Source organism: Mycobacterium sp. E183 (assembly GCF_001667735.1).
GTDB lineage: Bacteria > Actinomycetota > Actinomycetes > Mycobacteriales > Mycobacteriaceae > Mycobacterium.
Genome location: NZ_LZJN01000072.1, coordinates 32,952 through 59,574 on the forward strand (window position 1 = coordinate 32,952; position 26,623 = coordinate 59,574).

The 26,623-nt window shown below is 69.5% G+C and carries 28 protein-coding genes; 14 read left to right on the forward strand and 14 right to left on the reverse strand.

Going from position 1 to position 26,623, the window contains the following annotated elements:
- Positions 1-170: 170 nt before the first annotated feature.
- The 6 genes from A5691_RS06800 to clpB all read right to left on the reverse strand — a co-directional run bounded on the left by A5691_RS06800 (position 171) and on the right by clpB (position 6,667).
- The gene (locus A5691_RS06800; protein WP_067760084.1) at positions 171-821 is read right to left on the reverse strand and encodes an RNA methyltransferase; all 651 of its coding nucleotides are present in this window, start codon (positions 819-821) and stop codon (positions 171-173) included.
- Entirely contained in the window at positions 818-1,699 is an 882-nt protein-coding gene (locus tag A5691_RS06805) for a hypothetical protein (protein ID WP_067781299.1), read from the reverse strand. Before A5691_RS06805 ends, A5691_RS06800 begins: the two co-directional genes overlap by 4 nt.
- Positions 1,700-1,729: 30 nt before the next feature.
- Entirely contained in the window at positions 1,730-2,284 is a 555-nt protein-coding gene (gene pyrE / locus A5691_RS06810) for an orotate phosphoribosyltransferase (protein WP_067760078.1), read from the reverse strand.
- Positions 2,271-3,044, reverse strand: coding sequence for an SDR family oxidoreductase (locus A5691_RS06815; protein WP_067760076.1), 774 nt, complete (start codon positions 3,042-3,044; stop codon positions 2,271-2,273). The genes pyrE and A5691_RS06815 overlap by 14 nt, the downstream gene beginning before the upstream one ends.
- A 54-nt stretch (positions 3,045-3,098) precedes the next feature.
- On the reverse strand, positions 3,099-3,968 hold the full coding sequence (gene ttfA / locus A5691_RS06820) for a trehalose monomycolate transport factor TtfA (protein WP_067760058.1): 870 nt from the start codon (positions 3,966-3,968) through the stop codon (positions 3,099-3,101).
- A gap of 152 nt (positions 3,969-4,120) precedes the next feature.
- Entirely contained in the window at positions 4,121-6,667 is a 2,547-nt protein-coding gene (clpB, locus tag A5691_RS06825; protein ID WP_067760055.1) for an ATP-dependent chaperone ClpB, read from the reverse strand.
- A 124-nt stretch (positions 6,668-6,791) separates the two neighbouring features.
- On the opposite strand from clpB, the gene A5691_RS06830 reads away from it, so the two are divergent.
- A complete protein-coding gene (locus tag A5691_RS06830; protein ID WP_082950173.1) occupies positions 6,792-7,208 on the forward strand; it encodes a DUF3060 domain-containing protein in 417 nt (138 codons plus the stop codon).
- Between the two features lie 7 nt (positions 7,209-7,215).
- Here A5691_RS06830 and A5691_RS06835 read toward each other — a convergent pair whose 3' ends face one another.
- Positions 7,216-7,896 (reverse strand): TetR family transcriptional regulator, encoded by a 681-nt coding sequence (locus A5691_RS06835; protein ID WP_082950174.1) that lies wholly within the window; start codon positions 7,894-7,896, stop codon positions 7,216-7,218.
- A 98-nt stretch (positions 7,897-7,994) separates the two neighbouring features.
- Here A5691_RS06835 and A5691_RS06840 point away from each other — a divergent pair, with 98 nt between their 5' ends.
- Genes A5691_RS06840 through A5691_RS06855 form a run of 4 tightly spaced genes read left to right on the forward strand, consistent with a single transcriptional unit; the run spans position 7,995 to position 11,433 of the window.
- Positions 7,995-8,987 (forward strand): hypothetical protein, encoded by a 993-nt coding sequence (locus tag A5691_RS06840; RefSeq protein ID WP_068019479.1) that lies wholly within the window; start codon positions 7,995-7,997, stop codon positions 8,985-8,987.
- Positions 8,988-8,998: 11 nt separating this feature from the next.
- Entirely contained in the window at positions 8,999-10,171 is a 1,173-nt protein-coding gene (locus tag A5691_RS06845) for an FAD-binding oxidoreductase (protein WP_068019482.1), read from the forward strand.
- 2 nt (positions 10,172-10,173) lie between these two features.
- The gene (locus A5691_RS06850; protein WP_068019485.1) at positions 10,174-11,076 is read left to right on the forward strand and encodes an aldose 1-epimerase; all 903 of its coding nucleotides are present in this window, start codon (positions 10,174-10,176) and stop codon (positions 11,074-11,076) included.
- Between the two features lie 9 nt (positions 11,077-11,085).
- Positions 11,086-11,433: a YbaB/EbfC family nucleoid-associated protein gene (locus A5691_RS06855; RefSeq protein ID WP_065495090.1), complete on the forward strand. Its 348-nt coding sequence runs from the start codon at positions 11,086-11,088 to the stop codon at positions 11,431-11,433.
- A 3-nt stretch (positions 11,434-11,436) separates the two neighbouring features.
- On the opposite strand, the gene A5691_RS06860 is transcribed toward A5691_RS06855, so the two are convergent.
- Positions 11,437-11,871, reverse strand: a complete 435-nt coding sequence (locus A5691_RS06860; RefSeq protein ID WP_067888643.1) for a hypothetical protein — start codon at positions 11,869-11,871, stop codon at positions 11,437-11,439.
- A gap of 23 nt (positions 11,872-11,894) precedes the next feature.
- Between A5691_RS06860 and A5691_RS06865 the strand changes: the two genes are divergently transcribed.
- On the forward strand, positions 11,895-12,209 hold the full coding sequence (locus tag A5691_RS06865) for a WXG100 family type VII secretion target (RefSeq protein WP_067888645.1): 315 nt from the start codon (positions 11,895-11,897) through the stop codon (positions 12,207-12,209).
- Between the two features lie 2 nt (positions 12,210-12,211).
- Entirely contained in the window at positions 12,212-12,502 is a 291-nt protein-coding gene (locus tag A5691_RS06870; protein ID WP_068019487.1) for a WXG100 family type VII secretion target, read from the forward strand.
- Here the strand turns inward: A5691_RS06870 and A5691_RS06875 are convergent.
- On the reverse strand, positions 12,477-13,598 hold the full coding sequence (locus A5691_RS06875) for a hypothetical protein (protein WP_068019496.1): 1,122 nt from the start codon (positions 13,596-13,598) through the stop codon (positions 12,477-12,479). The genes A5691_RS06870 and A5691_RS06875 overlap by 26 nt on opposite strands.
- Before the next feature lie 81 nt (positions 13,599-13,679).
- On the opposite strand from A5691_RS06875, the gene A5691_RS06880 reads away from it, so the two are divergent.
- Together A5691_RS06880 and A5691_RS06885 are read left to right on the forward strand one after the other, a co-directional pair.
- Positions 13,680-14,993 carry a putative toxin gene (locus A5691_RS06880; RefSeq protein WP_068019498.1) on the forward strand — a complete coding sequence of 438 codons (1,314 nt, stop codon included), beginning with the start codon at positions 13,680-13,682 and terminating at the stop codon, positions 14,991-14,993.
- A 44-nt stretch (positions 14,994-15,037) separates the two neighbouring features.
- Positions 15,038-15,625 (forward strand): hypothetical protein, encoded by a 588-nt coding sequence (locus A5691_RS06885; protein ID WP_067760014.1) that lies wholly within the window; start codon positions 15,038-15,040, stop codon positions 15,623-15,625.
- Between the two features lie 3 nt (positions 15,626-15,628).
- On the opposite strand, the gene A5691_RS06890 is transcribed toward A5691_RS06885, so the two are convergent.
- From A5691_RS06890 to dnaK, 4 genes are read right to left on the reverse strand one after another with little or no spacing between them, the layout of a single operon-like run.
- Positions 15,629-16,012 (reverse strand): heat shock protein transcriptional repressor HspR, encoded by a 384-nt coding sequence (locus A5691_RS06890; RefSeq protein ID WP_067268708.1) that lies wholly within the window; start codon positions 16,010-16,012, stop codon positions 15,629-15,631.
- A complete protein-coding gene (gene dnaJ / locus A5691_RS06895) occupies positions 16,012-17,190 on the reverse strand; it encodes a molecular chaperone DnaJ (protein WP_067760011.1) in 1,179 nt (392 codons plus the stop codon). The genes A5691_RS06890 and dnaJ overlap by 1 nt, the downstream gene beginning before the upstream one ends.
- A 53-nt stretch (positions 17,191-17,243) precedes the next feature.
- Entirely contained in the window at positions 17,244-17,876 is a 633-nt protein-coding gene (grpE, locus tag A5691_RS06900) for a nucleotide exchange factor GrpE (RefSeq protein WP_068019500.1), read from the reverse strand.
- Positions 17,873-19,735 (reverse strand): molecular chaperone DnaK, encoded by a 1,863-nt coding sequence (dnaK, locus tag A5691_RS06905; RefSeq protein WP_068019502.1) that lies wholly within the window; start codon positions 19,733-19,735, stop codon positions 17,873-17,875. The genes grpE and dnaK overlap by 4 nt, the downstream gene beginning before the upstream one ends.
- Before the next feature lie 298 nt (positions 19,736-20,033).
- Between dnaK and A5691_RS06910 the strand changes: the two genes are divergently transcribed.
- Positions 20,034-21,482, forward strand: coding sequence for an amino acid permease (locus tag A5691_RS06910; RefSeq protein ID WP_067780477.1), 1,449 nt, complete (start codon positions 20,034-20,036; stop codon positions 21,480-21,482).
- On the opposite strand, the gene A5691_RS06915 is transcribed toward A5691_RS06910, so the two are convergent.
- A complete protein-coding gene (locus A5691_RS06915) occupies positions 21,479-22,042 on the reverse strand; it encodes an NTP transferase domain-containing protein (RefSeq protein WP_067760001.1) in 564 nt (187 codons plus the stop codon). The two genes, A5691_RS06910 and A5691_RS06915, sit on opposite strands and share 4 nt — an antisense overlap.
- A 51-nt stretch (positions 22,043-22,093) precedes the next feature.
- Here A5691_RS06915 and A5691_RS06920 point away from each other — a divergent pair, with 51 nt between their 5' ends.
- The 4 genes from A5691_RS06920 (at position 22,094) to A5691_RS06935 (ending at position 26,490) form a co-directional block, all read left to right on the forward strand.
- Positions 22,094-24,430, forward strand: a complete 2,337-nt coding sequence (locus tag A5691_RS06920) for a xanthine dehydrogenase family protein molybdopterin-binding subunit (protein ID WP_068019516.1) — start codon at positions 22,094-22,096, stop codon at positions 24,428-24,430.
- On the forward strand, positions 24,427-25,314 hold the full coding sequence (locus A5691_RS06925; protein ID WP_068019505.1) for a xanthine dehydrogenase family protein subunit M: 888 nt from the start codon (positions 24,427-24,429) through the stop codon (positions 25,312-25,314). Before A5691_RS06920 ends, A5691_RS06925 begins: the two co-directional genes overlap by 4 nt.
- Complete coding sequence (locus tag A5691_RS06930) at positions 25,307-25,792, forward strand: (2Fe-2S)-binding protein (protein WP_068019508.1); 486 nt, start codon at positions 25,307-25,309, stop codon at positions 25,790-25,792. Before A5691_RS06925 ends, A5691_RS06930 begins: the two co-directional genes overlap by 8 nt.
- 149 nt (positions 25,793-25,941) lie before the next feature.
- A complete protein-coding gene (locus A5691_RS06935; protein ID WP_369807377.1) occupies positions 25,942-26,490 on the forward strand; it encodes a hypothetical protein in 549 nt (182 codons plus the stop codon).
- Positions 26,491-26,623 lie beyond the last annotated feature (133 nt).

Genomic DNA, 26,623 nt, shown 5'->3' on the forward strand with positions numbered 1-26,623 from the left:
GGCCGCGAGCCCGGCTCAACTTGGGGTCTATTAGCCTCGGCTCGGCCGGGCGAGGTATCCCACGCCGTCGCGGGTGAACCCTTGGCTTCGAGTGTGCGCTGAGGGCGGCGACACGCCGAAAATCCCCGCCCTGAGCGCACATTCGATGCGCGAGCGGGAAAGCGACGCCGCTACCACGCGTCGGACAGGTCAGCGTGCTGCCGGACCCAGGCGTGCATCGCGATCCCGGCGGCCACCCCGGCATTGATGCTCCGCGTCGAGCCGAATTGGGCGATCGACACCGCCATCGCGGCGCCCGCGCGGATGTCGTCGGTGATGCCCGGGCCCTCCTGACCGAACACCAGCAGGCAGTCCCGCGGCAGCGCGGTCTCCTCGAGCCGCGTCGCGCCCGGGACGTTGTCCACCGCAACCACCGTCAGCCCGGCACCGGCGGCGAAGCCCAGCAGGTCGGCGGTGCTGTCGTGATGGCACAGCCGCTGATAGCGGTCGGTCACCATGGCGCCGCGGCGATTCCACCGCCGCCGGCCGACGATGTGCACGGTGTGCACCGCGAAGGCGTTGGCGGTGCGCACCACCGAGCCGATGTTGGCGTCGTGCCCGAAGTTCTCGATCGCCACGTGCAGGGGATGGCGGCGGCGGTCGATGTCGGCGATGATCGCCTCGCGCGTCCAGTACCGATAGGCGTCGACGACGTTGCGAGTGTCGCCCTCGCGCAACAGGACCGGGTCGTATCGCGGGTCGTCGGGCGGGTCGCCGGGCCACGGTCCCACCCCGGCGGCCGGTGCGGCCCATTCGGTCGGCCCGGGCCCCGGTTCGCTCATCGCGGCGTCCACACCGCGGCGTGCGTGCCGTCGACCGCCACCGTCGCGTAGAGCAGCGCCTCGTTGATCTCGCCCTGCGTGCACAACGACGCGCTGACGTGCACCGCGTCCAGCGAGGCGTCGGGCAGGATCAGCACCGACGACCCGTACGCCGAGCAGGCCGGGTTCAGCCCGGCGCCGGGCAGCGTCGGGGACGCGAGCAGCATCAGCGGGCCGCCGCGGTTGGCCGACTCGTCGCGATACCGGGCGGCCAGCCCGTCGGCTTCCAGCCCCAGCAGCATGTAGCCGGTGCCGTTGAACGCAGCCGGATCGCCGAGCTGCGCCTTCGTCATCGGGGCGCCGTCGGCGCGCCAGGCCGACAGACTGACGGTCTTCACCGACAGGCCGGTGTCGTTGGCGTTGGTGGGCATCAGCCCCACCGGGAACGCGGCCGGGTAGGCCGCCGAGCTGTTCGGGATCCGGTCGCGCGGCGAGTAGGTGTACACGCCGCGGACCTGACTGCGATCCTTGAGCGGCCCAAGGCAAACCGTCCCGGCGAGCCGGTCGCCGGAGGCCGACAGCGGCGAGTGGACGTCGGGCGCCTGGCCCGCCGGGCGGTCGCAACTGCCCAGCCCGTTGGACTCCATCGGGTGCGACAGCGCCCCGTAGAGCCCGAACCGGATGTCCTCGGGTTTGGCGTGCGGCGCCTGCGGGTTGGCCGCCGAGGCGTCGACGTCGATCAGCACGTAGTCGCCGTCCCACCGCAGGTTCGACACCGCCATGTTCCAGCCCAGCAGCGAAAGCGATTCCCCGAAGCGGGCGCCCTGCGCGCCGTAGGGGCGGACGGGCTGGCTGGCGCCCGAGCAACCCGTCAGGCAAGCCAGCAGGCAAGCCGCCATCGCGAGGAAGGTGCGCACAGCGATGACGGCCTAGCCCAGCCCCAGATCGGCGAGGCCCAGCACGCTGCGGTACGGCAGGCCCTCGGCCTCGATGGCCTCGGCCGCGCCGGTGGAACGGTCCACGACCGTGGCCACGCCGACCACGTGCCCGCCTGCCTCTTGGACGGCGCGCACCGCGGTCAGCGCCGACGCCCCCGTCGTGCTGGTGTCCTCGACGACCAGCACGCGCTTGCCCGCGACCTCGGAGCCCTCGATAAGGCGTTGCAGCCCATGGGTTTTCGCGGACTTGCGCACGACGAACGCGTCGATCGGGCGGCCCGGCGCGTGCATGACGGCCGTGGCGACCGGGTCGGCGCCCAGGGTGAGGCCGCCGACCACCGCGTAGTCCCAGTCGTGGGTGAGGTCGCGCATCAGCGTGCCGATCAGGGCGGAGGCGCGGTGGTGCAGGGTCGCGCGGCGCAGGTCGACGTAGTAGTCGGCCTCCTTGCCCGACGACAGTGTCACCTTGCCGTGCACCACCGACAGCCGGCGCACCAGGTCGGCCAGCTCCTCGCGGGAGTCGGTGTGCGCGTCAGGTCCGGCCACGGCCACCGCCGATCCGCTTGGTCACGGCCCGCATCAGGGTCCGCGGAATCATCCGCTCCACGGCGATGATCGCCTTGTATTGCAGGCCGGGGATGCTGATCACCTTGCCGCGCGCGATGTCGGCCAGGCTCTGGTTCACCACGTCGTCGACCTCGAGCCACATGAACGACGGTGACTTGGCCATGTCGATCCCGGCGCGGGCGTGAAACTCGGTGTGCACGTAGCCCGGACACACGGCGTGCACCCCGACGCCGGTGCCCTGCAGGCCGACGGACAGGCCCTCGCTGAACGAGATGACCCACGCCTTGGATGCCGAGTAGGTCGAGCCGCGGCCCGGCACCAGCCCCGCGACGCTCGCGATGTTGATCACGGTGCCGGCGCCGGCGTCCAGCATGGCGGGCAGGGCCGCCCGGGTGAGGTGCATGACCGCGGTGACGTTGACGTCGAGCTGCGACTGCAGCAGCGCGGGATCGGTCGCCCAGAAGTCGCCGGAGGTGCCGAAGCCGGCGTTGTTCACCAGGACGCGCACCCCGCGGGACAGCCGTTCGCAGACCTGGTCGCGGCCGGCGGCGTCGGCCAGGTCGGCGGGCAGCACCTCGATGTTGCCGGCGCGGCCCTGCAGTTCGCCGGCGAGGTCGGTCAGCCGGTCGACGTCGCGGGCGACCAGGACCAGGTCGTATCCGTCGTTGGCATAGCGTCGCGCGTAGCCGGCGCCGATCCCCGAGGTGGGCCCGGTGATCAGGGCTACGGGACGAGGCATGAGCGACATCCTAATGACGGCGGCCGCGCCGCCCACCCGGCGCCCGGCGCGCCGTCAGTGCTGATAGTTGGTGGCCTGGTGGCCGTTGCGCCCCGCCGGCGGCGGGCGGCGAACGGCGTCCGGGCCGCGCTGCTCCCGCCGGATCGGCTCGGCCGGCCGGCGCGCGGACGCCTGAACGTCGGAGCCCAGTAGCCCGGCCACGTCCTGCTGCGGACGCCGGGGCGGCAGCTCGGCGCGGCCGGCGGGCGCCAGCGGGCGGCTGGGCGCCGCGCCGCGCAGCCCCGCGGGCGCGCCCGCCTCCTGCTGGGTCTCCTCCGGCAGCGGCGGCAGCACCCGCAACAGGTCGTTGAACTGACGCACGGTGCGCAGGCCCTCGTCCCACTGGGTGCGGGTGCTGGTGATGGGCATGGCGACCAGCGTCCAGTTCTGCTCGTTCCACATGATCTCGGCGGAGTCCGGGGCGGTGTGCGCGAAGGTGACCATGCGGCGGTCGCAGGCCCGCCGGGCGGCGTCCAGGTTGGTGGAGTACACCATCCGCGGGCCGATCGCGCCCAGCAGCCAAATGTCGCTCTCCCGTGGCTCTTTGAGCCCCTTGAGCCGCAGGTCCACCACGACGTTGGTGCCCACCTTGCGGTGCAGCGCGATCACGGTGGCGACTTCCTCGAGGTCGAAGATGTACACCGCCTCGCCGCGGATCTGACCCAGCACGACGTTCTCGGCGGCGATGTCGCCGACCGTCGAGATGACACCGCGCTTCCAGCGCTTGAGGATGTCGGCCGATTCCCGCTCATAGTCGAACCCGTGCGACCGCGCCCAGGATTTGCGGCGCCTGCTGCGTCCGCGGCGTCGATCGAGGTCGACGTACAGCAACACGCCCGCGCCGACGAAGCACAGCGCGGAGAGCGTGAACCAAAGGGGGACCATCCCACACAGGGTATCCGCATTTGCTCCGGAATAAATAAGTCCGGTCGGTCACAACCCAGTCACAGGACCAAACACTCCACTGATGCGCCGAACGTCGACTTGTTGGGCTCTTTCGGATGAAATGCCCACAACAAGTCGACGTTCGAGCAGCATCAGCCCAGGATCAGCGAATCGCCGTCCGGGCTGACGTTCACCGGCACGGTGTCGCCGTCGTGAATGTCACCGGCCAGCAGCAGCTTGGCCAACTGGTCGCCGATGGCCTGCTGCACCAGCCGGCGCAACGGCCGCGCGCCGTACACCGGGTCGAACCCGCGCTGCGCCAGCCACTGCTTGGCCGGCAGCGACACCTCCAGCGTCAGCCGACGCTGCGCCAGCCGCTTCTGCAGCTGGGCCAGCTGGATGTCGACGATCGACACCAGCTCGCCGGGCTCGAGGCCGTGGAAGATGATCACGTCGTCGAGCCGGTTGATGAACTCCGGCTTGAACGCCGAGCGCACCGCGGCCATCACCTGCTCCTCGCTGCCGCCCGACCCGAGGTTGGACGTCAGGATCAGGATGGTGTTGCGGAAGTCGACCGTGCGGCCCTGACCATCCGTCAACCGGCCCTCGTCGAGCACCTGCAGCAGCACGTCGAACACGTCCGGGTGCGCCTTTTCGATCTCGTCGAACAGGATCACCGTGTACGGGCGCCGCCGCACCGCCTCGGTCAGCTGGCCGCCTTGGTCGTAACCGATGTAGCCGGGCGGGGCGCCGACGAGCCGGGCGACCGAGTGCTTCTCGCCGTACTCGCTCATGTCGATGCGGACCATCGCGCGCTCATCGTCGAACAGGAACTCCGCCAGCGCCTTGGCCAGCTCGGTCTTACCGACACCGGTCGGCCCGAGGAACATGAACGACCCGGTCGGCCGGTTGGGGTCGGCCACCCCGGCCCGGCTGCGACGCACCGCGTCGGACACGGCCGTCACCGCACGCTTCTGGCCGATGACGCGCTTGCCCAGCTCGTCTTCCATGCGCAGCAGCTTGGCGGTCTCGCCCTCGAGCATCCGCCCGGCGGGGATGCCGGTCCACGCCGACACCACCTCCGCGATGTCGTCGGGCCCGACCTCCTCCTTCAGCATCACGTTCTCGCGCGCCTCGGCCTGGGGCAGCGCCGCGTCGAGCTTCTTCTCGACCTCGGGGATGCGCCCGTAGCGCAGTTCGGCGGCCTTGGCCAGATCGCCGTCGCGCTCGGCGCGCTCGGACTCCCCGCGCAACGCCTCCAGCTGCTCCTTGAGCTCGCGGACCACGTCGATCGCGCTCTTCTCGTTCTGCCAGCGGGTGGTGAGCTCGGCCAGCTTCTCCTTCTGGTCGGCCAGCTCGGAGCGCAGCTTCTCCAGCCGCTCCTTGGACGCCTCGTCCTCCTCCTTGGCCAGCGCCATCTCCTCGATCTCGAGGCGGCGCACCAGGCGCTCGACCTCGTCGATTTCGACGGGCCGCGAGTCGATCTCCATCTTCAAGCGCGAGGCGGCCTCGTCGACCAGGTCGATGGCCTTGTCGGGCAGGAAGCGCGCGGTGATGTAGCGGTCGGACAGCGTCGCCGCGGCCACCAGGGCCGAGTCGGTGATGCGCACCCCGTGGTGCACCTCGTAGCGGTCCTTCAGGCCGCGCAGGATGCCGACGGTGTCCTCCACCGACGGCTCGCCGACCAGCACCTGCTGGAACCGCCGCTCCAGCGCGGCGTCCTTTTCGATGTACTTGCGGTACTCGTCGAGCGTGGTGGCGCCGACCAGCCGCAGCTCGCCGCGGGCCAGCATCGGCTTGATCATGTTGCCGGCGTCCATCGCGCCCTCGCCGGTCGCGCCCGCGCCGACGATCGTGTGCAGCTCGTCGATGAAGGTGATGATCTGGCCGGCGGAGTTCTTGATGTCGTCGAGGACGGCCTTGAGCCGCTCCTCGAATTCGCCGCGGTACTTGGCGCCGGCCACCATCGAGCCCAGGTCCAGGCTGATGACGGTCTTGTCGCGCAGGCTCTCCGGTACGTCGCCGGCCACGATGCGCTGGGCCAGGCCCTCCACGATCGCGGTCTTGCCGACGCCGGGCTCGCCGATCAGCACGGGGTTGTTCTTGGTGCGCCGGCTCAGCACCTGCACGACGCGGCGGATCTCGTTGTCGCGCCCGATGACCGGGTCGAGCTTGCCCTCGCGGGCGCGCGCGGTCAGGTCGGTCGAGTACTTCTCCAGCGCCTGGTAGGTGGCCTCCGGCTCGGGGCTGGTGACGCGGGCGCTACCGCGCACCTTGACGAAGCCGTCGCGCAGCGCCTGCGGCGACGCGCCGTGGCCGGTCAGCAGCTTGGCCACGTCGGAATCTCCCGTGGCCAGGCCGACCAGCAGGTGCTCGGTGGAGACGTACTCGTCGTCCATCTCGGTCGCCAGCTGCTGCGCGGTGGTGATGGCGGCCAGCGATTCGCGCGACAGCTGGGGCTGCGAGCTGGCGCCGCTGGCCTGCGGCAGCCGCTCGACCAGGCGCTCGGCCTCGGCGCGGATGGTCGCGGGCTGGACGCCGACAGCCTCCAGCAGCGGCCCCGCGATCCCGTCGGCCTGCGTCAGCAGGGCCATCAGCAGGTGCGCGGGCCGGATCTCGGGGTTACCGGCGGCCGAGGCCGCCTGGAGCGCCGAGGTCAGCGCCGCTTGCGTCTTGGTTGTCGGGTTGAAAGAGTCCACGACGCCTCCGTTCGGTACGTAGGGAAAATGCTTGTCGCGATGTTCAACGTCGTCAAGGTTGAGTGTGTTCCGCTCAACTCTAACGAGTTTTGAGCACTACGGTGCACCGGGTACCCGGGTAACGATGACGCAGACAGAACCACACCAGGAGCGGACCGATGGGCGCCGCGCCTTCAGGCTTGCCATCGTGGTCGGCGGACTCGCGCTGGCGGGGCTGGCCGTCGCCGGATTCCGCACCGACCTGGGTGCCGACGGCCCGTCGGCCACCGTCCCCGAGGCCGGAACGTTGCAGGTCAACGGGACGGGCACGACGAAGACCGTCCGCTGCCAGGGCGGCTACCTCTCGGTCAGCGGTCAGACCAACACTGTCACCGTCACCGGCCACTGCACCAGCGTCAGCGTGTCCGGCCACGGCAACCGCGTCGCGGTCGACAGCACGGACGCGGTGAGCACCTCCGGAACCGGCAACGCGGTGACGTACCACTGGGGTTCACCCAACGTCGCCAACGCCGGGGCGGCCAACACCGTCAAGCAGGGCTGAGCCCGGGTCACGGGCGATAGGCCGCCGGCAGGTCGAGTTCGTCCGCGTCGCCGGTGAGATAGCGCTGCACGCTCGGCGCGATCAGCGCGACGACCTCTTCGGTGCGCAGCTCGGCAAGCGGCCCCACCCGCATCACGTAGCGGAACAACGCGGTGCCCACCAGGTTGGTCCCCGCCAGGTTGGCCCGCAGCACGGTGTCGGGCCCCTCGCCCAGGACGCCGGAGATGGCCGCCATCACGTAGCCGCGCATGAACTCGCGGAAGGCCTCGTACGCATCGGAGTTCAGCATCGCCGAGTGCAGCATGGCGACCATGGTCGGGCCGGTTTCCGGCTCTTCCCAGATCCGCAGGTAGGCCCGCACCAACCGCACGCCGACGTCCTCGCGTGGGCCGTCGGTCATCGCGGCGACCAGCACGTCGCCGTCCAGGATGAGCCGCATCGACTCACGGAACAGCTCGGCCTTGGAACCGAACAGGTACAGCACCATCGCGGCGTCCACGTGTGCGTCGTCCGCGATCTGACGCAGCGTCGTCTTCTCGAAGCCCTGCGCGGCGAACCGCCGCTTGGCCGCTCGGAGCACCACGTCCTTCGACACGGGCTCGCCCTGGCGGCGGCCCCTGCGCTTTTGCGCGCCTCCGGCGCCGGGCGCTCTTTTCGCGCCCGCGGGGGAAGCGGCAGGTGGCGGCATAGGACGACCGTATCATTTCACTAGTCGTTGAAAATATTGAACACGGCCGTTACGCTGCGAACGTCATATTTCATCTGCTGATGAAAAGGAGGTAGCGCATGATCACGCAGTCGCTTCCCCAGCACGGCCGGCCGGCACACTCCCGTCCGGCGCTGCCACTCTTGCGTGCTACGGGAATCGTCGCGGCGATGACCGTCGCGGTGGCCATCATCTGCGTCGCCTTCGCGCTGCCGGCGGCACGCTCGAAGCCACACCACATTCCGATCGGCCTGGTGGGGCCCGGCCTGGTAACCGGGCTGATCAACAGCCAGCTCGATACCGCCGCTCCGGGCGGCTTCACCGTGACCACCTACCCGGACGAGGCCGCGCTGCGGTCGGCGATCCGCAACCGCGACGGCTACGGCGGCCTCGTGGTCACCCCCAAGGGCCCCACCCTGCTGCTCGCATCCGGGGCGAGCCCGACCGTGGCACAACTGCTGACGCAGATCGGCGACCGCGTCGCGCAACGCACGGGCGCGCCCTTGCGCACCGAAGACCTGGCCCCGCTGCCGGCCGACGACCCGCGCGGCGCAGGCCTGGCCGCATCCGCGCTGCCGATCACCCTGGCCGGAATCCTGCCCGCCATCGTGCTGTTGCTGGCATTTCCGCGCCGATCCTGGCTGAATTTCGCTGTCGCAAGCGCATTTTCGGTCGCGGCCGCCGCGACCGTCGCGGTGTTGCTGCGCTACGTGCTCGGGTCGGTCGATCAAAATTTCTGGGGCGTGGCCGCCGGGCTCACGCTGGGCACATTGGCGATGACGTTGCCGACGCTGGCGCTGGGCACGCTGTTCGGCCGGGTCGGCCTGAGTGGCGCGGTCGCGGTCGCCATGCTGCTGGGCAACCCGCTGTCGGGACTGATGAGCGCCCCGGAGATGTTGCCGTCCGGGTGGGGCGCGCTGGGCCAGCTGCTGCCGCAAGGGGCCAACGCCACGTTGCTGCGATCGACGGCGTTCTTCTCCGGTGCCGGGGCGACCACGGCCGGCGTCGTGCTGTGCTGCTGGGTGGCCGCCGGGGCCGTGCTGATCGGGATTGCCGGCGCGCGGCGCGCCTAGAATCGGGCCCCGTGGGGCTCGAGGACACCGACGCGTTGCGGGTGCTGCGCGACGCCTTCGCCCAGGGCGAGGCCGGGCCCGACAACGAGCTGGTCCGGCGGTTCTACACCCAGTGGTTCGGCCTCGACGTCTCGGTGCGCGACCTGTTCCCGCCCGAAATGGGTGATCAGCGCACCGCTTTCGCCCACGCCCTGCGCTGGGTGTACGGCGAACTCGTCGACCAGCGAGCCCAGGAACCGGTGGCCTTCCTCGCCCAGCTCGGCCGGGATCACCGCAAATACGGTGTGCTGCCGCAGCATTACGACACGCTGCGGCAGGCTTTGTTCTCGTCGCTTCGGACTCACCTCGGCGACGCCTGGACCGACGCCGTCGCCGAGGCCGCGACCCAGTCGCTCAACCTGATCACCGGGGTGATGCGGGGCGCGGCCGACGCCGAGGAGGGCCCCGCCTGGTGGGACGGCACGGTGATCGAGCACATACGGGTGTCCCGCGACCTCGCCGTGGTCCGGCTGCAGCTCGACCGCCCGATGGACTATCACGCCGGCCAGTACGTCAACGCCCACGTCCCGCAGTGCCCGCGGCGCTGGCGCTACCTGTCCCCCGCCATCCCGGCGGACCCGGGCGGCGGCATCGAATTCCACGTCCGCGTGGTGCCCGGCGGCCTGGTCAGCACCGCCATCGTCAACGAGACGCGGCCCGGCGACCGGTGGCGGCTGTCCAGCCCGCACGGCGGCCTGCGGGTGGACCGGGACGGCGGCGACGTGCTGATGGTCGCCGGCAGCACCGGCCTGGCGCCCCTGCGCGCGCTGATCATGGACCTCAGCCGATACGCCGTGAACCCGCGCGTGCACCTGTTCTTCGGCGCCCGCTACCGCTGCGAGCTCTACGACCTGCCGACCCTGTGGCAGGTGGCATCGCACAACCCGTGGCTGTCGGTCTCGCCGGTATCCGAATACAGCGCCGACCCGGCGTGGGCCGCCGACTATCCCGACTGCACGCCGCCACGCGGACTGCACGTGCGCCAAACCGGCCGGCTCCCCGACGTGGTGACCAAGTACGGCGGGTGGGGCGACCGGCAGATCCTGATCTGCGGCGGGCCGGCGATGGTGCGGGCCACCAAAGCCGCGCTGATCGCCAAAGGCGCTCCGCCTGAACACATTCAGCACGACCCACTGTGGAGGTAGGCATGCGCGTCGTCACCCTGCGCGACCAGGCATCGGCGCTGACCGCGGAGTTCGTGCCCGGGGCGGGCATGATCGGAACCTCGCTCAGCGACGCCGGCGTGGAGCTGTTGGGGCAACGGCGCGGGCTGGACGCCTATGTGGCCAATGGCAAGACGATGGGGATCCCGATCCTGTATCCCTGGGCAAACCGCCTGGGCGCCAACAGCTATACCGCGCAAGGCGTGACGACGACGCTGACACCGGGCGACAACGGGGTTCGCGCCGATCCCAACGGCCTGCCGATCCACGGCGTGCTCGCCGCCTACCCGGGCTGGCGGGTGACGGCGGAGTCGGCCGACGAATTGGTGGCCGAGTTGGACTTCGCCGCCGATCCGCGACTGCTGGCCAGCTTTCCCTACCCGCATGTGCTGACGGTGGCGGTGCGGCTGGCCGAGCGGACACTGACGGTGCGCACCACGGTGACCGCCACCGGCGACCGCGCCGTCCCGCTGTGCTTCGGCTTTCACCCCTACCTGCAGCTGCCCGACATCCCGCGCGCCGAGTGGGTGATCGAGGCCCCGCCGCTGCGACACCTGCTCCTCGACGACGTTGGGCTGCCCACCGGCGAATCCGAACCTCAGCCGGCCCTGTCGGAATCCCTGGGAGACAAGGCTTTCGACGATGCCTACGACGAGGTGCCCGACGGCGCGGTGTTCGCGGTCTCCGGCGGCGGCCGCCGCATCGAGGTGCGCTTCGAAAGCGGGTATCCGGCCACGCAGATCTTCGCGCCCACCGGCGACGACCCCGCGACGCGGATCGTCTGCTTCGAGCCGATGACCGCGCCAACCGACGCGCTGCGCCGCGGCGGCTACCGCTGCGCGCGACCGGGAGAGCCCGCGGTCGCCCAATTCTCGATCCGCGCATAGGGATTCGCCATGTCCGACCCGGCCCACCCGCAGATCGGGCGAATGATCGAGCAGTTCCAGGCGGTCATAGCGCTTCTCGACGAGCAGGTCCGGCGGATGCAACGAGTGGCGATCGTGGTCAGCGACCAGACCGGCACGGTCGAGGTGACCATGAACGGCCATCTGCGCCTGACCGGCCTGGTCATCGATCCGGGGATACTGGCCCTGGGCGCCCAGGAGGTGACGAGGCGGATCAACGAAGCAATAAGCGAGGCAACCGAATTCGCCGACGAGTGGGCGGACGAGGACATTGTCGACCTGGAGACCCGGGTCGCCGACGCGCTGGCGAAGCTCAGGGACCTGCCGCCGCCGACGTAGCGCTCACGCGACCCAGACGCGGCGCTCCGCCCGGTGAGCCGACGGCGACTCCAGCGCCAGCCGGCCGTCCGCGTCCAGCGTGTAGGGGAAGATCAATCCGATCGCCACGCCCTCGCGGTGCTCGGCGGTCAGCTCGATGCCGTCCCGGTGCTGTTCGGTCAGCGTCACGTTAACCGCCACCACTGCGGCGCGCAGCGAGTCCTTCACCTCGATGAGCGCGCGCCACTGGGCGGCGAGCTGCTCGGCCACCTGCAGATCCCGGCCGCGCGGGTAGTTCGGCTGGACGGCCTGGCGCTGACCCTGAGCGGACACGGCCAGCGCGAACGGCAGGAACTCGCCCGCCGCGGCGATGCGCTCGGCCGCGAAGGTGACCGCGGCGTCGACCAAGCCGTCCAGGTCCGCCTGCGCCTGCTCCGTCACTGTGTCGCGCCAACCCATGCGCCGAGGGTAGCCTGCTCACCATGGGGGCCAACGAGCTGCGCGTCTACTGTGCCGAGCTGACGCACGCGTCGAAAGAGACGACGAACGCGGCGGACGAGATCGAGGGCCTGCGGCGAAAATTGGGGACGCAGATGGGCGACCTTCGCCGCACCTGGACGGGGCAGGCGGCCACGGCATACCTCAACGTCTGGTCGGAGATCGACGAAGAATGCGAAGCCATGCTCGCCGACCTGCGCTGGATCGGGGAATCGCTGTCGGCGGCCGCCAATGCCTACGCGCACATGGAAACCAACGGGGCCAACGCCTTTCGAGCCCTAGAACCCCCGGGGGTGTAATCATGGCCCGACGCACCGTCAACGAGGACGAACTGGTGGACGCGGCCGACGCGATGCGCCAGTTCTGCCTCGTGATGAAGGACCGACTGTGCGAGGTGGCCAAGGATCTGCAAGGCCTGCAGGGCACGTGGGAGGGCGTGGGGTTCGACGTCTTTCTCGAGCGGGTGCAGCACTGGCAGCGCTGGGCGGACGAGGCGAGCGAGCAGGTGTTCGACATGCACCTCAACGCGCACATCGCGCACCGCAACTACACCCACAACGCCGAGGTCAACACCTCGATGTGGGGCGGATAGCGGCCGGCGTATTGGTCGGGCTGTTCGGCGGCCCGTATTCCGGCGGAATCTCGCCGACCCGCAGGCTTTTCGGAAACGGATCGGGCAGCGCCGCGAGCTGGCCGCGGTCCGTGGGCTCGTCGGTGGCGGCGAAAAGCGCCCCCTCGTCGTAGAACGTGGTGCCCTCGGACGGCAGATATTCGCGGACGATCGGCAGGTACTCGGTGCCGAACCAGATCCACCAGATCGGGTGGGACGGTAGACCGAGCATCCCGTCCGCCCCGCGCAACAGGCCGCTGACGTCCTTGTTGACGTCGGTCGGCCCGGAGAGCTTGTGGTTGCGCAGCACCTCGCCGGTAGCCAGCACGCTGCCGCGCCGGCGGGCGAACTCGACGAAGAACCGGCGCACGGAGTTTCGCCAGCGCGGGTCGTCCAGCGGCTCGGCCACAATCCACAGAGTGTCGACGCAGACACCGGCCCACTCTTTCGGGAAGAGCCCGCCCTCGAGGCAGGGGAACGTCGCCTTGAACCGCGCCACATCGGAATAGACGTCCACGAACCGGGCGTCACCGTCGCGGTCTAGTCGGTAACGCAGCGGGTCCGATTGGCCGAAGCGGCGCGGAAGGGCCTCGGGGAGGAGCTTTCTCGCGAGTTCGAGCCAGAGCGTCGGGGCGTTGGGCGCCGACACCGGCGAGTACCAATCAAGCTTGAGGACTCGGATCAACTCGCTGTTGGGTCGGCTGGCCTTGCGAGCCCCTCGGGCACCGAGGATGTCCTCGGTCTGTTCGTCGACCGCCACTCCCCCCGCGGCGACGGCCAACGCCTTGGCGAACCGCCGCGCCGGCCGGACCTCGGCCGGGTCGCGGCCCTCCACGCTGATCTGCCAGCTGATGGCCGGCTCGAGAAGGTAGGGCACGACGTCGTCGGGCACGTCCTCGGGCTCGATCACGTGTGGCCCGAACACGGTGAATGCGTAGGTGTCGTGCTTGCCGCGCACCACGGTGACCTCGCCGTCCCCGCTGTCCCCGATCGACAGCCCGGGGACGGATTCGACGATCGCCTCCAACTCCTCGTCGTCGACGCTGCCGGCCGCGTAGACCGTCAGGTCATACGACATGAGGTGGCCCCTTTCCGGGTGTAAACGCGAAATCCCAGGCTGCCATAGAATCGGTTCGCCGGTGGGAGAGCGGGGCGGGGAGTGACGGACGTCGATCCGGAATTGTTCTACGACGCGGCCGCTGCCTACAAGGAGAACAGCGACCACGCCGCCGCCGCGTTGCGCAAACTCGCCGGCGTCCAGGCAGCCAACGCCGCCGGGACGCACGGGGTCGGCCCGCAGTGGGCGGCGGCCTTCGACACCGCCGCCGACGAGGCCGGCCAGGTCTCCTTCCGGCTGGTCAACGTCTTCGACAACCTCGGTACGCTGCTGCGCCAGGACGGCATCAACCACGACGAGACCGAAGAGGCCTCCACCCTCAACCAGCGCGACGCGTTTGGGGGGCCGATCACCCCGCCGGGCCAGTCCGCCGGGACCTACATCGACGCGGCGGTCGATGTCGGCTCGGTCGCCGGGGGCGGCGACCCGGAACCGCCGCACTGGGACCTGGTGCGTGGCCAGATCACCGACGGCTGGCCCGACGGGCACCCCGACCGGGTGCAGGCGGTCGGTTCGGCGTGGGAGACGTTCGGGCACGACCTGGTGCACATCGACGACGAGCCCGGGCCGGAGGAACAGCGGCTCATTGTCGATGTCGAGGCGGCGGAGATCGCCTTCGTCGTCGACCGGCTCAACGAGGCGCGCGTCGTCAGCACCGACATCGCCGGCGCGTGCGGGGATCTGTCGCGCGCGGCCAAGGACTATGGAGAGAAGCTCAAGTCGGTCAAGGACGACATGGCCTTCGTCGTCCGCAGCCTCGATCTGATCGTCAAGATCCTGGACGGTTATCCGCCGCAACTGCACCTCATCACCGAGGCCATCAAGCGGACGTTCATCGCGACGGCGGTCACCCAGATCAACGGGCTGAACACGGCGCTGCGGACCACGGCCACCACCTCGATGACGGACCTGACGTCGGCCACCACCGCCACGAACGCCGCGTTGCCTACGGTGAAGACGCTGCTCACCCTGGTGCCACGACGGGTGGATCCGACTCCGACGCAACGGGTCAACGACAACCGCCTCAAGGGCCGCCGCGCCGAACAACTCGCCGGCATCGACCAAGACGCCAAGCGACCGATTCGTGTGACCGACCCGCAGACAGGCGCGATCAGAACACGAATTCCGGATGAGATCGATGACCGCAATCACGTGGTGCGCGAGGTGAAGAACGTGCAGAAGCTGGACGCCACGCGGCAGATCCGGGACATGGCACAGTGGGCACGGGACAACGGCTACAAGTTGGTCATCGTGGTGGACAAAGGCCGCACCAACGTCGGCAGCGTGGAGGACACCTTGCGAACGGACTACCCGGGGTTGAACGTGGAGATCGATCAAAGCATCAACCTCTCATGAGATCACCAGGCGACCCCGCTACTTGGCCGGAATCCGAGCAGGCGATGAAACGGGAACTCGACGCCGCAGGCATCCCCGAAGACACAGTCTGGGAATTGGTGAACTCACCCAACGACTATCCGCAGGCGGTGCCAATCGTCGTGGACTGGCTGCAACACCTCGATGAACGCGTTCCTCGTAATGAGGACCGCCGGGCGTGGCGTGCCGGACTGATCCGTAACCTGATCACTAAGCACGCCAAAGGAAACCGCGCCGCCGTAGACGTCCTGTTTGATCAGTTCAACATCGAGCCTCCGCTCAGCAACCTGGAACTCGAAGCCGCCGGCTTCGCGCTGGCCAAAATTTGCGAGCGCTCCGACTTCCCGCGTATCGCCGCCCTGATTCGCTCCGAGCGCGACTTTCCCACCAAATCGCTGCTGGTGGAATGGATCGGCCAAATCAAGACCGAGGAGGCGAAAGAGCTAGCGGTGAGCCAGCTTCCGTATCCGGCCTCCCGAATCCCGGCCATGAAGGCGCTGGTGCGTCAACGCGCTACGGGTGTGCGCGACGCCGTCGCGAAATACCTCGACGACGAACATGAGATCTTCCGCAAGGAAGCCCGCAAAACCCTCGACAAACTGCCCGAGGACTGAAGGCTAACGGCCCCTGCGCGGCTGCCAGACCACCACGGCGGTGCTCTTGGGCACCACCGCCAGGTCGCGGCGCTGGCCGGCGCGCACCTGCGCCAGCTCCTCGGTCAACTCCTTCACCCGCGCCTGCAAGGCCTCGACCTGGTTGGTCAGCTCGATGATGCGTTTGATGCCGGCCAGGTTGACGCCCTCGTCCTGGGACAGCCGCTGCACCTCGCGCAGGAGGTCGACGTCGTGCTCCGAATACCGCCGTCCCCCACCGGAAGTCCGGCGCGGGCTGACCAGGCCGAGGCGATCGTAGGTGCGCAGGGTCTGGGCGTGCATGCCGGCCAGCTCGGCGGCCACCGAGATCAGGAACGTCCGGGATTCCTCCCGTGAATTCTTGGCCATCAGCGGTTACCCGCCCATCCCGCTCGCGGGTCGAACCCACTGGCCCGCTCGGCGGCCGCGTACGCCTCCAGCGCCTCCGCCGCGGCGCCCTCGACGTTGGGCGGCACGGCGACCTTGACGGTGACCAGCAGGTCCCCGTTGCCGCCGCTGCGCTTGGGAACGCCCCGACCACGCACCCGCAGGATGCGTCCGTCGGACGTGCCCTTGGGCACCCGCACGCCGACCTTGCCGTCCAGCGTGGGCACCGAAATCGTTGAGCCCAAAGCCAACTCGGCGAAGCTGACGGGGACGGTCACGGTGAGGTCATCACCGTCGCGGCCAAACACGTTGTCCGGCCGCACATGTACCGTCACGTACAGGTCGCCCGACGGGGCCCCGCGCAGGCCCGCCTCGCCCTGCCCGGGCAGCCGGATGCGTTGCCCGTCCTCGACGCCCGGCGGGATCCGCACGTTGATGGTGCGGGTCCGGGTGGTGACCCCGGTGCCCTTGCACTCGTCGCAGGGGTGCTCGATGATCGAGCCGCTGCCCCGGCAATCGGTGCACGGTTCGGAGAAGCCGAACGCGCCCTGGTTGCGGCTGATCACGCCGGAGCCGTTGCAGGTGGGGCACACCTTGGGGCTGGTGCCCGGCCGCGCGCCGCTGCCGTGGCAGTTGGTGCACGGCGCCGGGCTGGTCAGCCGCAACGGCATGGCCACACCCTTGGCGGCCTCGACGAAGTCCAGCTGCGTCTCGGTCTCCAGGTCGTTGCCGCGTCGTGGCCGGCTGGGACGGGCCCCGGCGCCGCGCCCGAACAGGCCGCCGAACAGGTCACCGATGTTGGTTCCGCCGCTGCGGCCGGCGGCATCGAACAAATCGTTGAGGTTGAACTCGGCGCCGTCGCCACCGACGTTGAAGCCACCGAAGCCGCCGGTGTCGAACCGGCGACCGCCGAAACCGCCGCCCGCGAACAGGCGGCGGGTCTCGTCGTACTCCTTGCGCTTCGCCGGATCCGACAACACGTTGTGCGCTTCCGAGACCGCCTTGAATCGCTCGCCGGCGGCCGGATTGTCGGGATTGGCGTCCGGATGCAGGTCGCGCGCCAGCTTCCGGTATGCGCGTTTGATCTCTTCGGGACTGGCGTCAGAGGAGACGCCCAGCTCCTTGTAGAAGTCCTTTTCGACCCATTCACGCTGGGCCATGTCGCGTCACCCCCTTCACCTTTGGAGTTCTGTTGTTGTGCTGATTGTGTGGTCTATTCACCGGATGCGCCGGGGTTATCGCCCGATTCGACCGGCTCGGCCGCCGGAGCGCCCTCGTCGGCCACCGTGTCGATGACCCCGACCAGGGCGTGCCGCAGGACCTGGTCGCCCAGTTTGTAACCCTGCCGCATGACCGTGCCGATCACCGGTTTGGAGCCGTCGCCGCCGTCGCCCTCGTGCTGCACCGCTTCGTGCAACACCGGGTCGAAGTCCTCGCCTTCCTCGCCGAACGCGACCAGGCCCAGCCCGGTCAACGCGCCGGTCAGCTTGTCGGCCACCGACTTCAGCGGGCCGGACTCCAGGTCGCCGTGCTTGCGCGCCCGCTCGAGATCGTCGAGCACGCCCAGCAATTGGCTGACGACGCCGGCCTTGGCCCGGTCCGCCGCGGCCTGCTGGTCGCGCAGCGCGCGCTTGCGGTAGTTGGCGAAGTCCGCCTGGACCCGTTGCAGGTCGCCCAAAAGTTCGGCGGCCTTGCCGGCCTCCTCGGGTGATTCACCCGCGAAGTCGCCCGGCGCGGCCTCTCCCGGCTCGGAGCCGGGAGAGGACCGCCGGACTTCACCGGTTTCGGGGTCGATGCGCCGCTTGTCGGTGACGGTCACCTGCTCGTGTGGATTCCCTTCGGTCACTTGGCCTCCCGGTCGTCGTCGACCACCTCCGCGTCCACCACGTCGTCAGCGGAACCGGCCTGCGGGCCTCCGGCACCGTCGCCACCGGCACCACCGGCCGCTTGGGTCGCCTCGTAGATGGCCTGGCCGAGCGCCTGGGACTCCTGGCCCAGCTTCTCCATCGCCGACTTGATCGCGGAGATGTCGGTGCCTTCCAGCGCGGACTTGGCCTCGGCTACGGCCGCGTCCACCTTGTTCAGGGTGTCCTCGGGGACCTTCGAACCGCCCTCGGCGCCACGCTGTTCGGCGACGAACTTCTCCGTCTGGTAGACCAGCGTCTCGGCCTGGTTGCGGATGTCGGCCTCTTCGCGGCGCTGACGGTCCTCCTCGGCGTGCGCCTCGGCGTCCTTGATCATCCGGTCGATCTCCTCCTTGGACAGGCCGGAGCCCTCCTGGATCTTGATCGTGTTCTCCTTGCCGGTGCCCTTGTCCTTGGCCGTGACGTGCACGATGCCGTTGGCGTCGATGTCGAAGGTGACCTCGATCTGCGGGACACCACGGGGCGCCGGCGGGATGCCGGTCAGCTCGAAGGAGCCGAGCAGCTTGTTGTGCGAAGCGATCTCGCGCTCACCCTGATAGACCTGGATCTGCACCGACGGCTGGTTGTCGTCGGCCGTGGTGAAGGTCTCCGACCGCTTGGTGGGGATCGTGGTGTTGCGCTCGATGAGCTTGGTCATCACGCCACCCTTGGTCTCGATACCGAGACTCAGCGGCGTGACGTCAAGCAGCAGAACGTCTTTCACCTCGCCTTTGAGGACGCCCGCCTGCAGCGCGGCGCCAACGGCCACCACCTCGTCGGGGTTCACGCCCTTGTTGGGCTCCTTGCCACCGGTCATCTCCTTGACCAGGTCGGACACCGCGGGCATGCGGGTGGAACCACCCACCAGCACCACGTGGTCGATCTCGGACACCGAGATGCCGGCGTCCTTGATCACGGACTGGAACGGCTGACGCGTGCGGTCCAGCAGATCCTGGGTGATGCGCTGGAATTCGGCGCGGGTCAGCTGCTCGTCGAGGAACAGCGGGTTCTTGTCGGCGTCGACGGTGATGTAGGGCAGGTTGATCGAGGTGCTCTGCGAACTCGAGAGCTCGATCTTGGCCTTCTCGGCGGCCTCACGCAGCCGCTGCATCGCCATCTTGTCCTTGGTCAGGTCGATGCCGCTGGTGCCCTTGAACTTGTCGACCAGCCACTCGACGACCCGGTCGTCCCAGTCGTCGCCACCGAGGTGGTTGTCACCGCTGGTGGCGCGGACCTCGACCACGCCCTCACCGATCTCCAGCAGCGACACGTCGAACGTGCCACCGCCGAGGTCGAAGACCAGAATGGTCTGTTCCTTCTCGCCCTTGTCCAGGCCGTACGCCAGCGCCGCCGCGGTGGGCTCGTTGACGATGCGCAGCACGTTGAGGCCGGCGATCTGGCCGGCTTCCTTGGTCGCCTGCCGCTGGGCGTCGTTGAAGTACGCCGGCACGGTGATCACGGCGTCGGTGATGTCCTCACCGAGGTACGCCTCCGCGTCGCGCTTCAGCTTCATCAGCACCCGGGCGCTGATCTCCTGCGCGGTGTATTTCTTGTCATCGATCTCGATGGACCAATCCGTGCCCATGTGCCGCTTCACCGAACGGATGGTGCGGTCGACGTTGGTCACCGCCTGGTTCTTGGCGGGCTGACCGACGAGCACCTCGCCGTTGCGCGCGAACGCGACGATGGACGGGGTCGTCCGTGAGCCCTCGGAGTTGGCGACGACGACGGGGTCCCCGCCCTCGAGAACTGCGACGACGGAGTTGGTGGTCCCGAGGTCGATACCGACCGCACGAGCCATAGTGATTCCTCCTGATTGAGTAGAGCTTCTTTGGTGCCACTATGCTGAGTGAACCCCGCTCAAGCCTGCTCTTGCCGACACCGTGGTGTCAACCCAGCATTGAGTGTAGTTCGCTCAACTTGTCGATCATGCTAACGGCCAGGGTCGCGGTCTTGTTCCCGGGGGCTCTGCGACGGCGTCGCGGGGCACTGCGGCCTGGTCGGGAACACACCGGCCCGGGCCGCGGCCACTGACCGAGCGCGCCGGCGGACCGGTGGGTTAGCCTGAGCCTTTCCCGGAGCCGACACGGCAGGACCCAATGTCATCGCAAGACAGCGCCGCCGCGCGGCTCGCCCGTGAAGACTCGGGCTATCACAAGGGCCTGAACAATCGCCAGATCCAGATGATCGGCCTCGGCGGCGCCATCGGGACCGGCCTGTTCCTCGGCGCGGGCGGAAGGCTCGCGTCGGCCGGACCGGGGCTGTTCCTCGTCTACGGGGTCTGCGGCATCTTCGTCTTCTTGATCCTGCGCGCCCTCGGCGAGCTGGTGCTGTACCGCCCGTCGTCGGGATCCTTCGTGTCCTACGCCCGGGAGTTCTTCGGCGAGAAGGCCGCCTTCGCGGCGGGCTGGCTGTACTTCGTCAACTGGGCGATGACCGGGATCGTGGACACCACCGCGATCGCGCACTACTGCCACTACTGGACGACGTTCCAGACCGTCCCGCAGTGGATGCTGGCGCTGATCGCGCTGGTCGCCGTGCTCGCGATGAACCTGATCTCGGTCAGGCTGTTCGGCGAGCTCGAATTCTGGGCCTCGCTGATCAAGGTGCTGGCCCTGGTGACGTTCCTCGTCGTCGGCATCGTCTTTCTGGTCGGCCGCTTCAAGGTCGACGGTCACGACCCCGGTGTGGCGCTCTGGGACAGCCACGGCGGACTCCTGCCGGCCGGCTTGCTGCCCCTGGTGCTGGTCACCTCGGGCGTGGTCTTCGCCTACGCCGCGGTCGAACTCGTCGGCATCGCGGCCGGCGAGACCCCAAATCCGCACAAGATCATGCCGCGGGCCATCAATTCGGTGGTCTTTCGCATCGCCATCTTCTACATCGGGTCGACGGTCCTGCTGGCGCTGCTGCTGCCACACACCGCCTACCGCGACCACGTGAGCCCGTTCGTCACCTTCTTCTCCAAGGTCGGCTTCGGCGGGGCCGGCAGTGTGATGAACCTGGTCGTGCTCACCGCCGCGCTCTCCAGCCTGAATGCCGGGCTGTACTCCACGGGCCGGATATTGCGGTCCATGGCGATCAACGGCAGCGGCCCGAAATTCACCGCGCCGATGACCAAGACCGGCGTGCCCTACGGCGGAATCCTGCTCACCGCCGTGGTCGGCCTGTTGGGCATCGTGCTCAACGCCGTCAAACCCAGCCAGGCGTTCGAAATCGTGCTCCACATCGCCGCCGTGGGCGTGGTGGTCGCCTGGGGGACGATCGTGGCGAGCCAGCTGCGGTTCTACCGGCTGTCCCGCGCCGGTGAGGTGCAGCGGCCGCACTTCCGGATGCCGCTGGCGCCCTACAGCGGCTACCTGACGCTGGCCTTCCTGGCCGGCGTCCTGGTCCTGATGTTGCTGGACAAGGTTCAGGGCCCCTGGCTGCTCGGCGCGTTGGCCCTCGGCATCCCCGGGCTGATCGGCGGCTGGTACCTCGTCCGCCATCGCGTGCACGCGGCCGCCCAAGACGCCGCGCTGCCCGCCGCCGACCCGCCCGCGGCGGCCTAGGGCTCGTCGATGTCCTGACCGCCGGCGAGATCCGCGCAGTCGACGATCTCGACGTCGCGCCGGGTCCGCAGGTACGCGCCGGCGCCGCTGTCGCCGGAGATGCTCGACAGGACCTCGGGCCAATGGCGGCGGGCGACGACCACCGGATGCCCCGGGCGGTCGCCGAACGCGGCGCGCGCCAGCCCGGCGGGTGATGCGATCGCCCGGCCGAGAACGCGCGCGACCACCGCGGGCCCCACATCGGGGGCGTCGACGACGTGCAGCACCGCGTAGTCCGCGCGCAGCCGGTCGGCCCGCTCGAGGCCGGCGCGGACCGAGGCGCTCAGCCCGTCCCGCCACCGCCGGACCGTCACCGCGGTGGATCCGGCCGGAACCGCCACCTGGGCGGCGCCCAGCACGACGACCACGTCCGCGCAGCCCCCGGCCCGCAGGGCGTCGACCGCGGCCTGAAGCCACCCGTCGACCAGCACCTTCGGCTTGCCGTAGCGCCGCCCGGCTCCCGCGGCCAGCAGCACCCCGACGCTGCGCGGCGCCGGGCCGCTCGACTGCGATAACGCCACTCTCCTATGATGACATTCAGCTTCTCGCCTAGCGACAACCAATGGAGCACGATGACTCAGGACGTGCAGGCTCCCTCCACTCCGGCGCCCCGATACGCGGGCACCCGAGTCCAGCGGGTTGAGGACGGCCGGCTGCTGACCGGCCGCGGCAGCTTCGTAGACGACATCTCGCGGCCCGGCATGCTGCACGCCTGCTTCGTGCGCAGCCCGTTCGCACGGGCGCGGATCAACGGCATCGACGCCTCGGCCGCGCTGGCGCTGCCCGGCGTGCGCGCGGTGTTCACCGCCGCCGACCTCAACCCCGACGTGCGGGAGGCCTGGCACGCCGTCGCCGGCAAGGACGTCCAAGACACCCCGCGCCCGCCGCTGGCCGAGGGCGAGGCGAAGTTCGTCGGCGACCCCGTCGCCCTCGTCGTCGCCGAGAGCCGGTATGTCGCCGAGGACGCGCTGGAACTCATCGACGTGGACTACGAGCCGCTGCCCGCCGTCACCGACTTCACCCGGGCGCAGGCCTGCGACGTGCTGGTGCACGACGCCTACCCGAACAACGTCGCCGGCGGGATGGGCGGGGCCCCGCCGGACGAAGAACTGTTCGCCGGCGCGCCGTGCGTCGTCAAGGAGAACATCTACCAACAGATCTATGCGCCGGTGCCGATCGAAACCCGCGGCCTGGTCGTCGAATGGACCGCCGCCACCGGAGAACTCACGATGTGGGCGTCCACCCAGACCCCGCACGAACTGCGGGCGTTCTGCGCCCGGCTGTTAGGCATTGCGGCACAACGGGTTCGGGTCATCATGCGCGACACCGGCGGCGGCTTCGGCCAGAAGGTCGTCCCGATGCGCGAGGACATGTGCATCATGCTGGCCGCCCGCAAGGTGCCGGCCGCGCTGAAGTGGATCGAGGACCGGCGGGAGAACCTGATGTCGGCCGGGCAGGCGCGGCACGTCGACGGCACCGCCCGCATGGCCTTCGACGACGAGGGCAACATCGCGGCGGCCGACATCGACTTCGTCCAGGACATCGGCGCCTACCCGACGCCTTATCCGGTGCTCACCACGGCCGCCATCGGCATGTTCTTTCCGGGCCCCTACCGGGTGCCCAAGGCCAGCTTCAACTACAAGACGGTGTTCTCCAACACCAGCGGCCTGGCCGCCTATCGCGGCCCCTGGCAGTACGAGACGCTGGCCCGCGAGATTCTGCTGGACATCGCCGCGCGCAAGATGAACATGGACCCGGTCGAGCTGCGCCGGCGAAACCTGTTGCGCCGCGACGAGATGCCCTATTTCAACCCCAACGGCATGCCGTATGACCACGTCGCCCCGATCGACACCTTCGAGCAGGCCGTGAAAATCCTTGACCACGAAGGCTTTCGCAAAGAGCAGGCCGAGGCGCTCGCGCAGGGCCGCTACCTGGGATTGGGGTTCTCGGCCTACATCGAACCGACAGGCGCGGCGACCGGCCACCTGGCCACCGAGGGTTGCACCATCCGCATGGAGCCCACCGGCAAGATCAACGTGTACGTCAACGGCGGCTCGAGCGGCAACAGCATCGAGACCACGGTCGTGCAGCTGACCGCCGACGCGCTGGGCGCCGACATCGATGACGTCGCCACCATCCAGGGCGACACTGCGGTCACCCCGTACGGGGCCGGGACGCAGGGCAGCCGCAGCGCGCCCATGACCGCCGGGGCCGTCAACGAGGCGGGGACGCTGCTGCGCGAGAAGATCGTGGCACTGGCCGCCCACCACCTCAAGGTCGCAGAATCCGAAGTGGACCTGGCGTTTTCGGTGGCCAGCGTGCGCGGCGAGCCCGACAGGTCGGTGCCGTTCGGCGAGCTGGCGTACGTCGCGCACTACTCGCCGCAGCTGCTGCCGCCGGGGATGTCGGCCAACCTGGAGGCGACCGCCCGGTTCAACTCGACCAATCCCATCCACTGGTCCAACGCGACGCACGCCTGCACCTGCGAGGTGGACGTGGCCACCGGCAAGGTGACGCTGCTGCGCTATATCGTCAGCGAGGACGTCGGGCCGATGATCAACCCCTCGGTGGTGGAGGGCCAGATCGCCGGCGGCACTGTGCAGGGCATCGGCGGCGCCCTGATGGAGGACTTGGTTTACGACGACGACGGCAACCCGCTGGCAACGACTTTCGTCGACTACCTGCTGCCCACCGCCACCGAGGTACCGCCGATCGAATTCGGCCACGTCGAGATACCCGGACCGGGGCCCGGCGGCTATAAGGGCGCAGGCGAGGGCGGGGCCATCGGCTCGACGCCGGCGGTGATCAACGCCATCAACGACGCGCTCGCGCCGCTGGGTGTGACGGTCACCCGGCTGCCGGCCAGCCCGGCGTCGATCGCGGCCCTGTTGGAAGCGGTGCAACGATGAAGCCGGCCGCGTTCGACTACCACCGGCCCGACAGCATCGACGACGCCGTGCGCCTGCTGGTCGAATTGGGCGACGACGCAAAGATATTGGCGGGCGGCCAGAGCCTGGTGCCGATGCTCGCGATGCGGCTGGCCTACTTCGACCACCTGATCGACATCTCCCGGCTGCCCGAGCTGCAGGGCATCGACCGCAGGGGTGCCGAGCTGTGGATCGGCGCCGGCACCACCGAGGCCGCCGTTGGCTCCGATGACGTAGTGCGCCAAGCGGTTCCGCTGCTGGCCCGGGTGACGCCGTTCGTCGGGCACTTCCAGATCCGCAACCGCGGCACCCTGGGCGGGTCGATCGCGCACGCCGACGCCGCCGGCGAATACCCCGCGGTCGCCCTGACGCTGGACGCGGTGATGGAGGTCCAGTCGCCAGGCGGGCGGCGCGAGATCGCCGCCGCCGACTTCTTCGCCGGCGTCTGGGAAACCACCATGGACTCCGACGAGGTGCTGACCGGGGTGCGGTTCCCGATCTGGGACGGCAGATGCGGGTTCGCCGTCGAGGAATTCTCGCGCCGCCACGGCGATTTCGCGATCGCCGGCGCACTGGTGGCCGTCCAGCTCGACGACCAGGACCGGGTGTCGCGCTGCGCGATCGGGCTGCTGGGCATGGGGTCCACGGTCCGGCGCGCGACGGCGGCCGAGGTCGCGGCCCTCGGAAGGCCAGTCGGCGAGCTGGTTCCCGAGGAGATCGGCCGGGCCGCGATGAGCGGGCTCGACGAGGTTCCCAACGACCTGCAGGGGACGGCGGCGTACCGGTTGAAGGTCGGCGCCACGATGGCCGCCCGCGCCTGGACACGAGCTACAGCCGAAGCAGCCACGGGGGCCGACAATGCCTGAACACCCAATCGAACTGTCCGTCAACGGAACTCCGGTCACCACCGTGGTCGAACCGCGGATGACGCTGGCCGACTTCCTGCGCGAGAAGTGCGGGCTGACCGGCACCCATCTGGGCTGCGAGCACGGCGCGTGCGGGGCCTGCACGGTGCTGCTAAACGGCGCGGCCGTGCGCTCGTGCCTGATGTTCGCGGTGCAGGCCGACGGGACCGAGGTGACGACGGTCGAAGGGGTCGCGGAACCCGACGGCACGCTGTCGCCAGTGCAGTCGGCGCTGCGCGAGTGCCACGGGCTGCAATGCGGCTTCTGCACGCCGGGTTTCGTCATGTCGCTGACCGCGCTGCTGCGCGACAACCCCGATCCCAGCGACCACGAGATCCGGGAGGGCCTGTCCGGCAACTTCTGCCGGTGCACCGGCTACCAGGGCATCGTCGCCGCCGCCCGCCGGGCCGCCGAGACCCAGTCGGTCACGCAGCGATAAAGGTTCACCATCGGCGTGGCATCGACAGCTGCGCGGTTGCACGGGATTTCGTTACTGCGCGCGTAATCTGATTTCCCAATATTGCTGATAATCGGGAGTGGCGCGTGCGGTTTTCGCAAAGGGCACGGTGGAGCCTTGCCGGTGGGTCCCTGCTGATCGCGCCCGTGCTGGTCAGCCCGGCACTGATCGACGCCTGTTCCAGCACCATCGCAGGCCGGCCGGTCGCCGCGCCGGGGGCCGGCCCGGTCGAACCCACGTTCCCCACCCCCAGGCCGTCGGCAGCGCCGCCGGCCCCGACGGCCAGCCCGGCCCCGGGCCTGCCGACGACGCCGGCCAACCCGACCGCACCGGCCGGCGCGATCCCGCTGCCGCCGGACCAGAACGGCTACGTCTTCATCGAAACCAAGTCGGGCACCACCCGCTGCCAGATCAACAAGGACACCGTCGGCTGCGAAGCGCCGTTCACCAACTCCCCGCTGCAGGACGGCGAACACGCCAACGGCGTCAGCGTGGACTCGGCCGGCAAGGTGCAGTGGGTTTTGGGCAACCTCGGCGCCATTCCCACCGTGCAGATCGACTACAAGACCTACAACGCCGCCGGCTGGACGATCAACGCCACCGCCGACGGCACCCGCTTCACCAACGACCACACCGGCCACGGCATGTTCGTCAGCCTCGACAAGGTCAACACGTTCTAAAGGCAGGTCCGGATCGCTCGGCTGCGCCGTCCCGGTGCGACACCTGATGCCGGACGGCCGGCTGCGCCCGCACCGCCCCGCCGACGGGGCTCGCCGCCGCCCCGACGGCCACCTGGTGTGGGACGGGACCCCT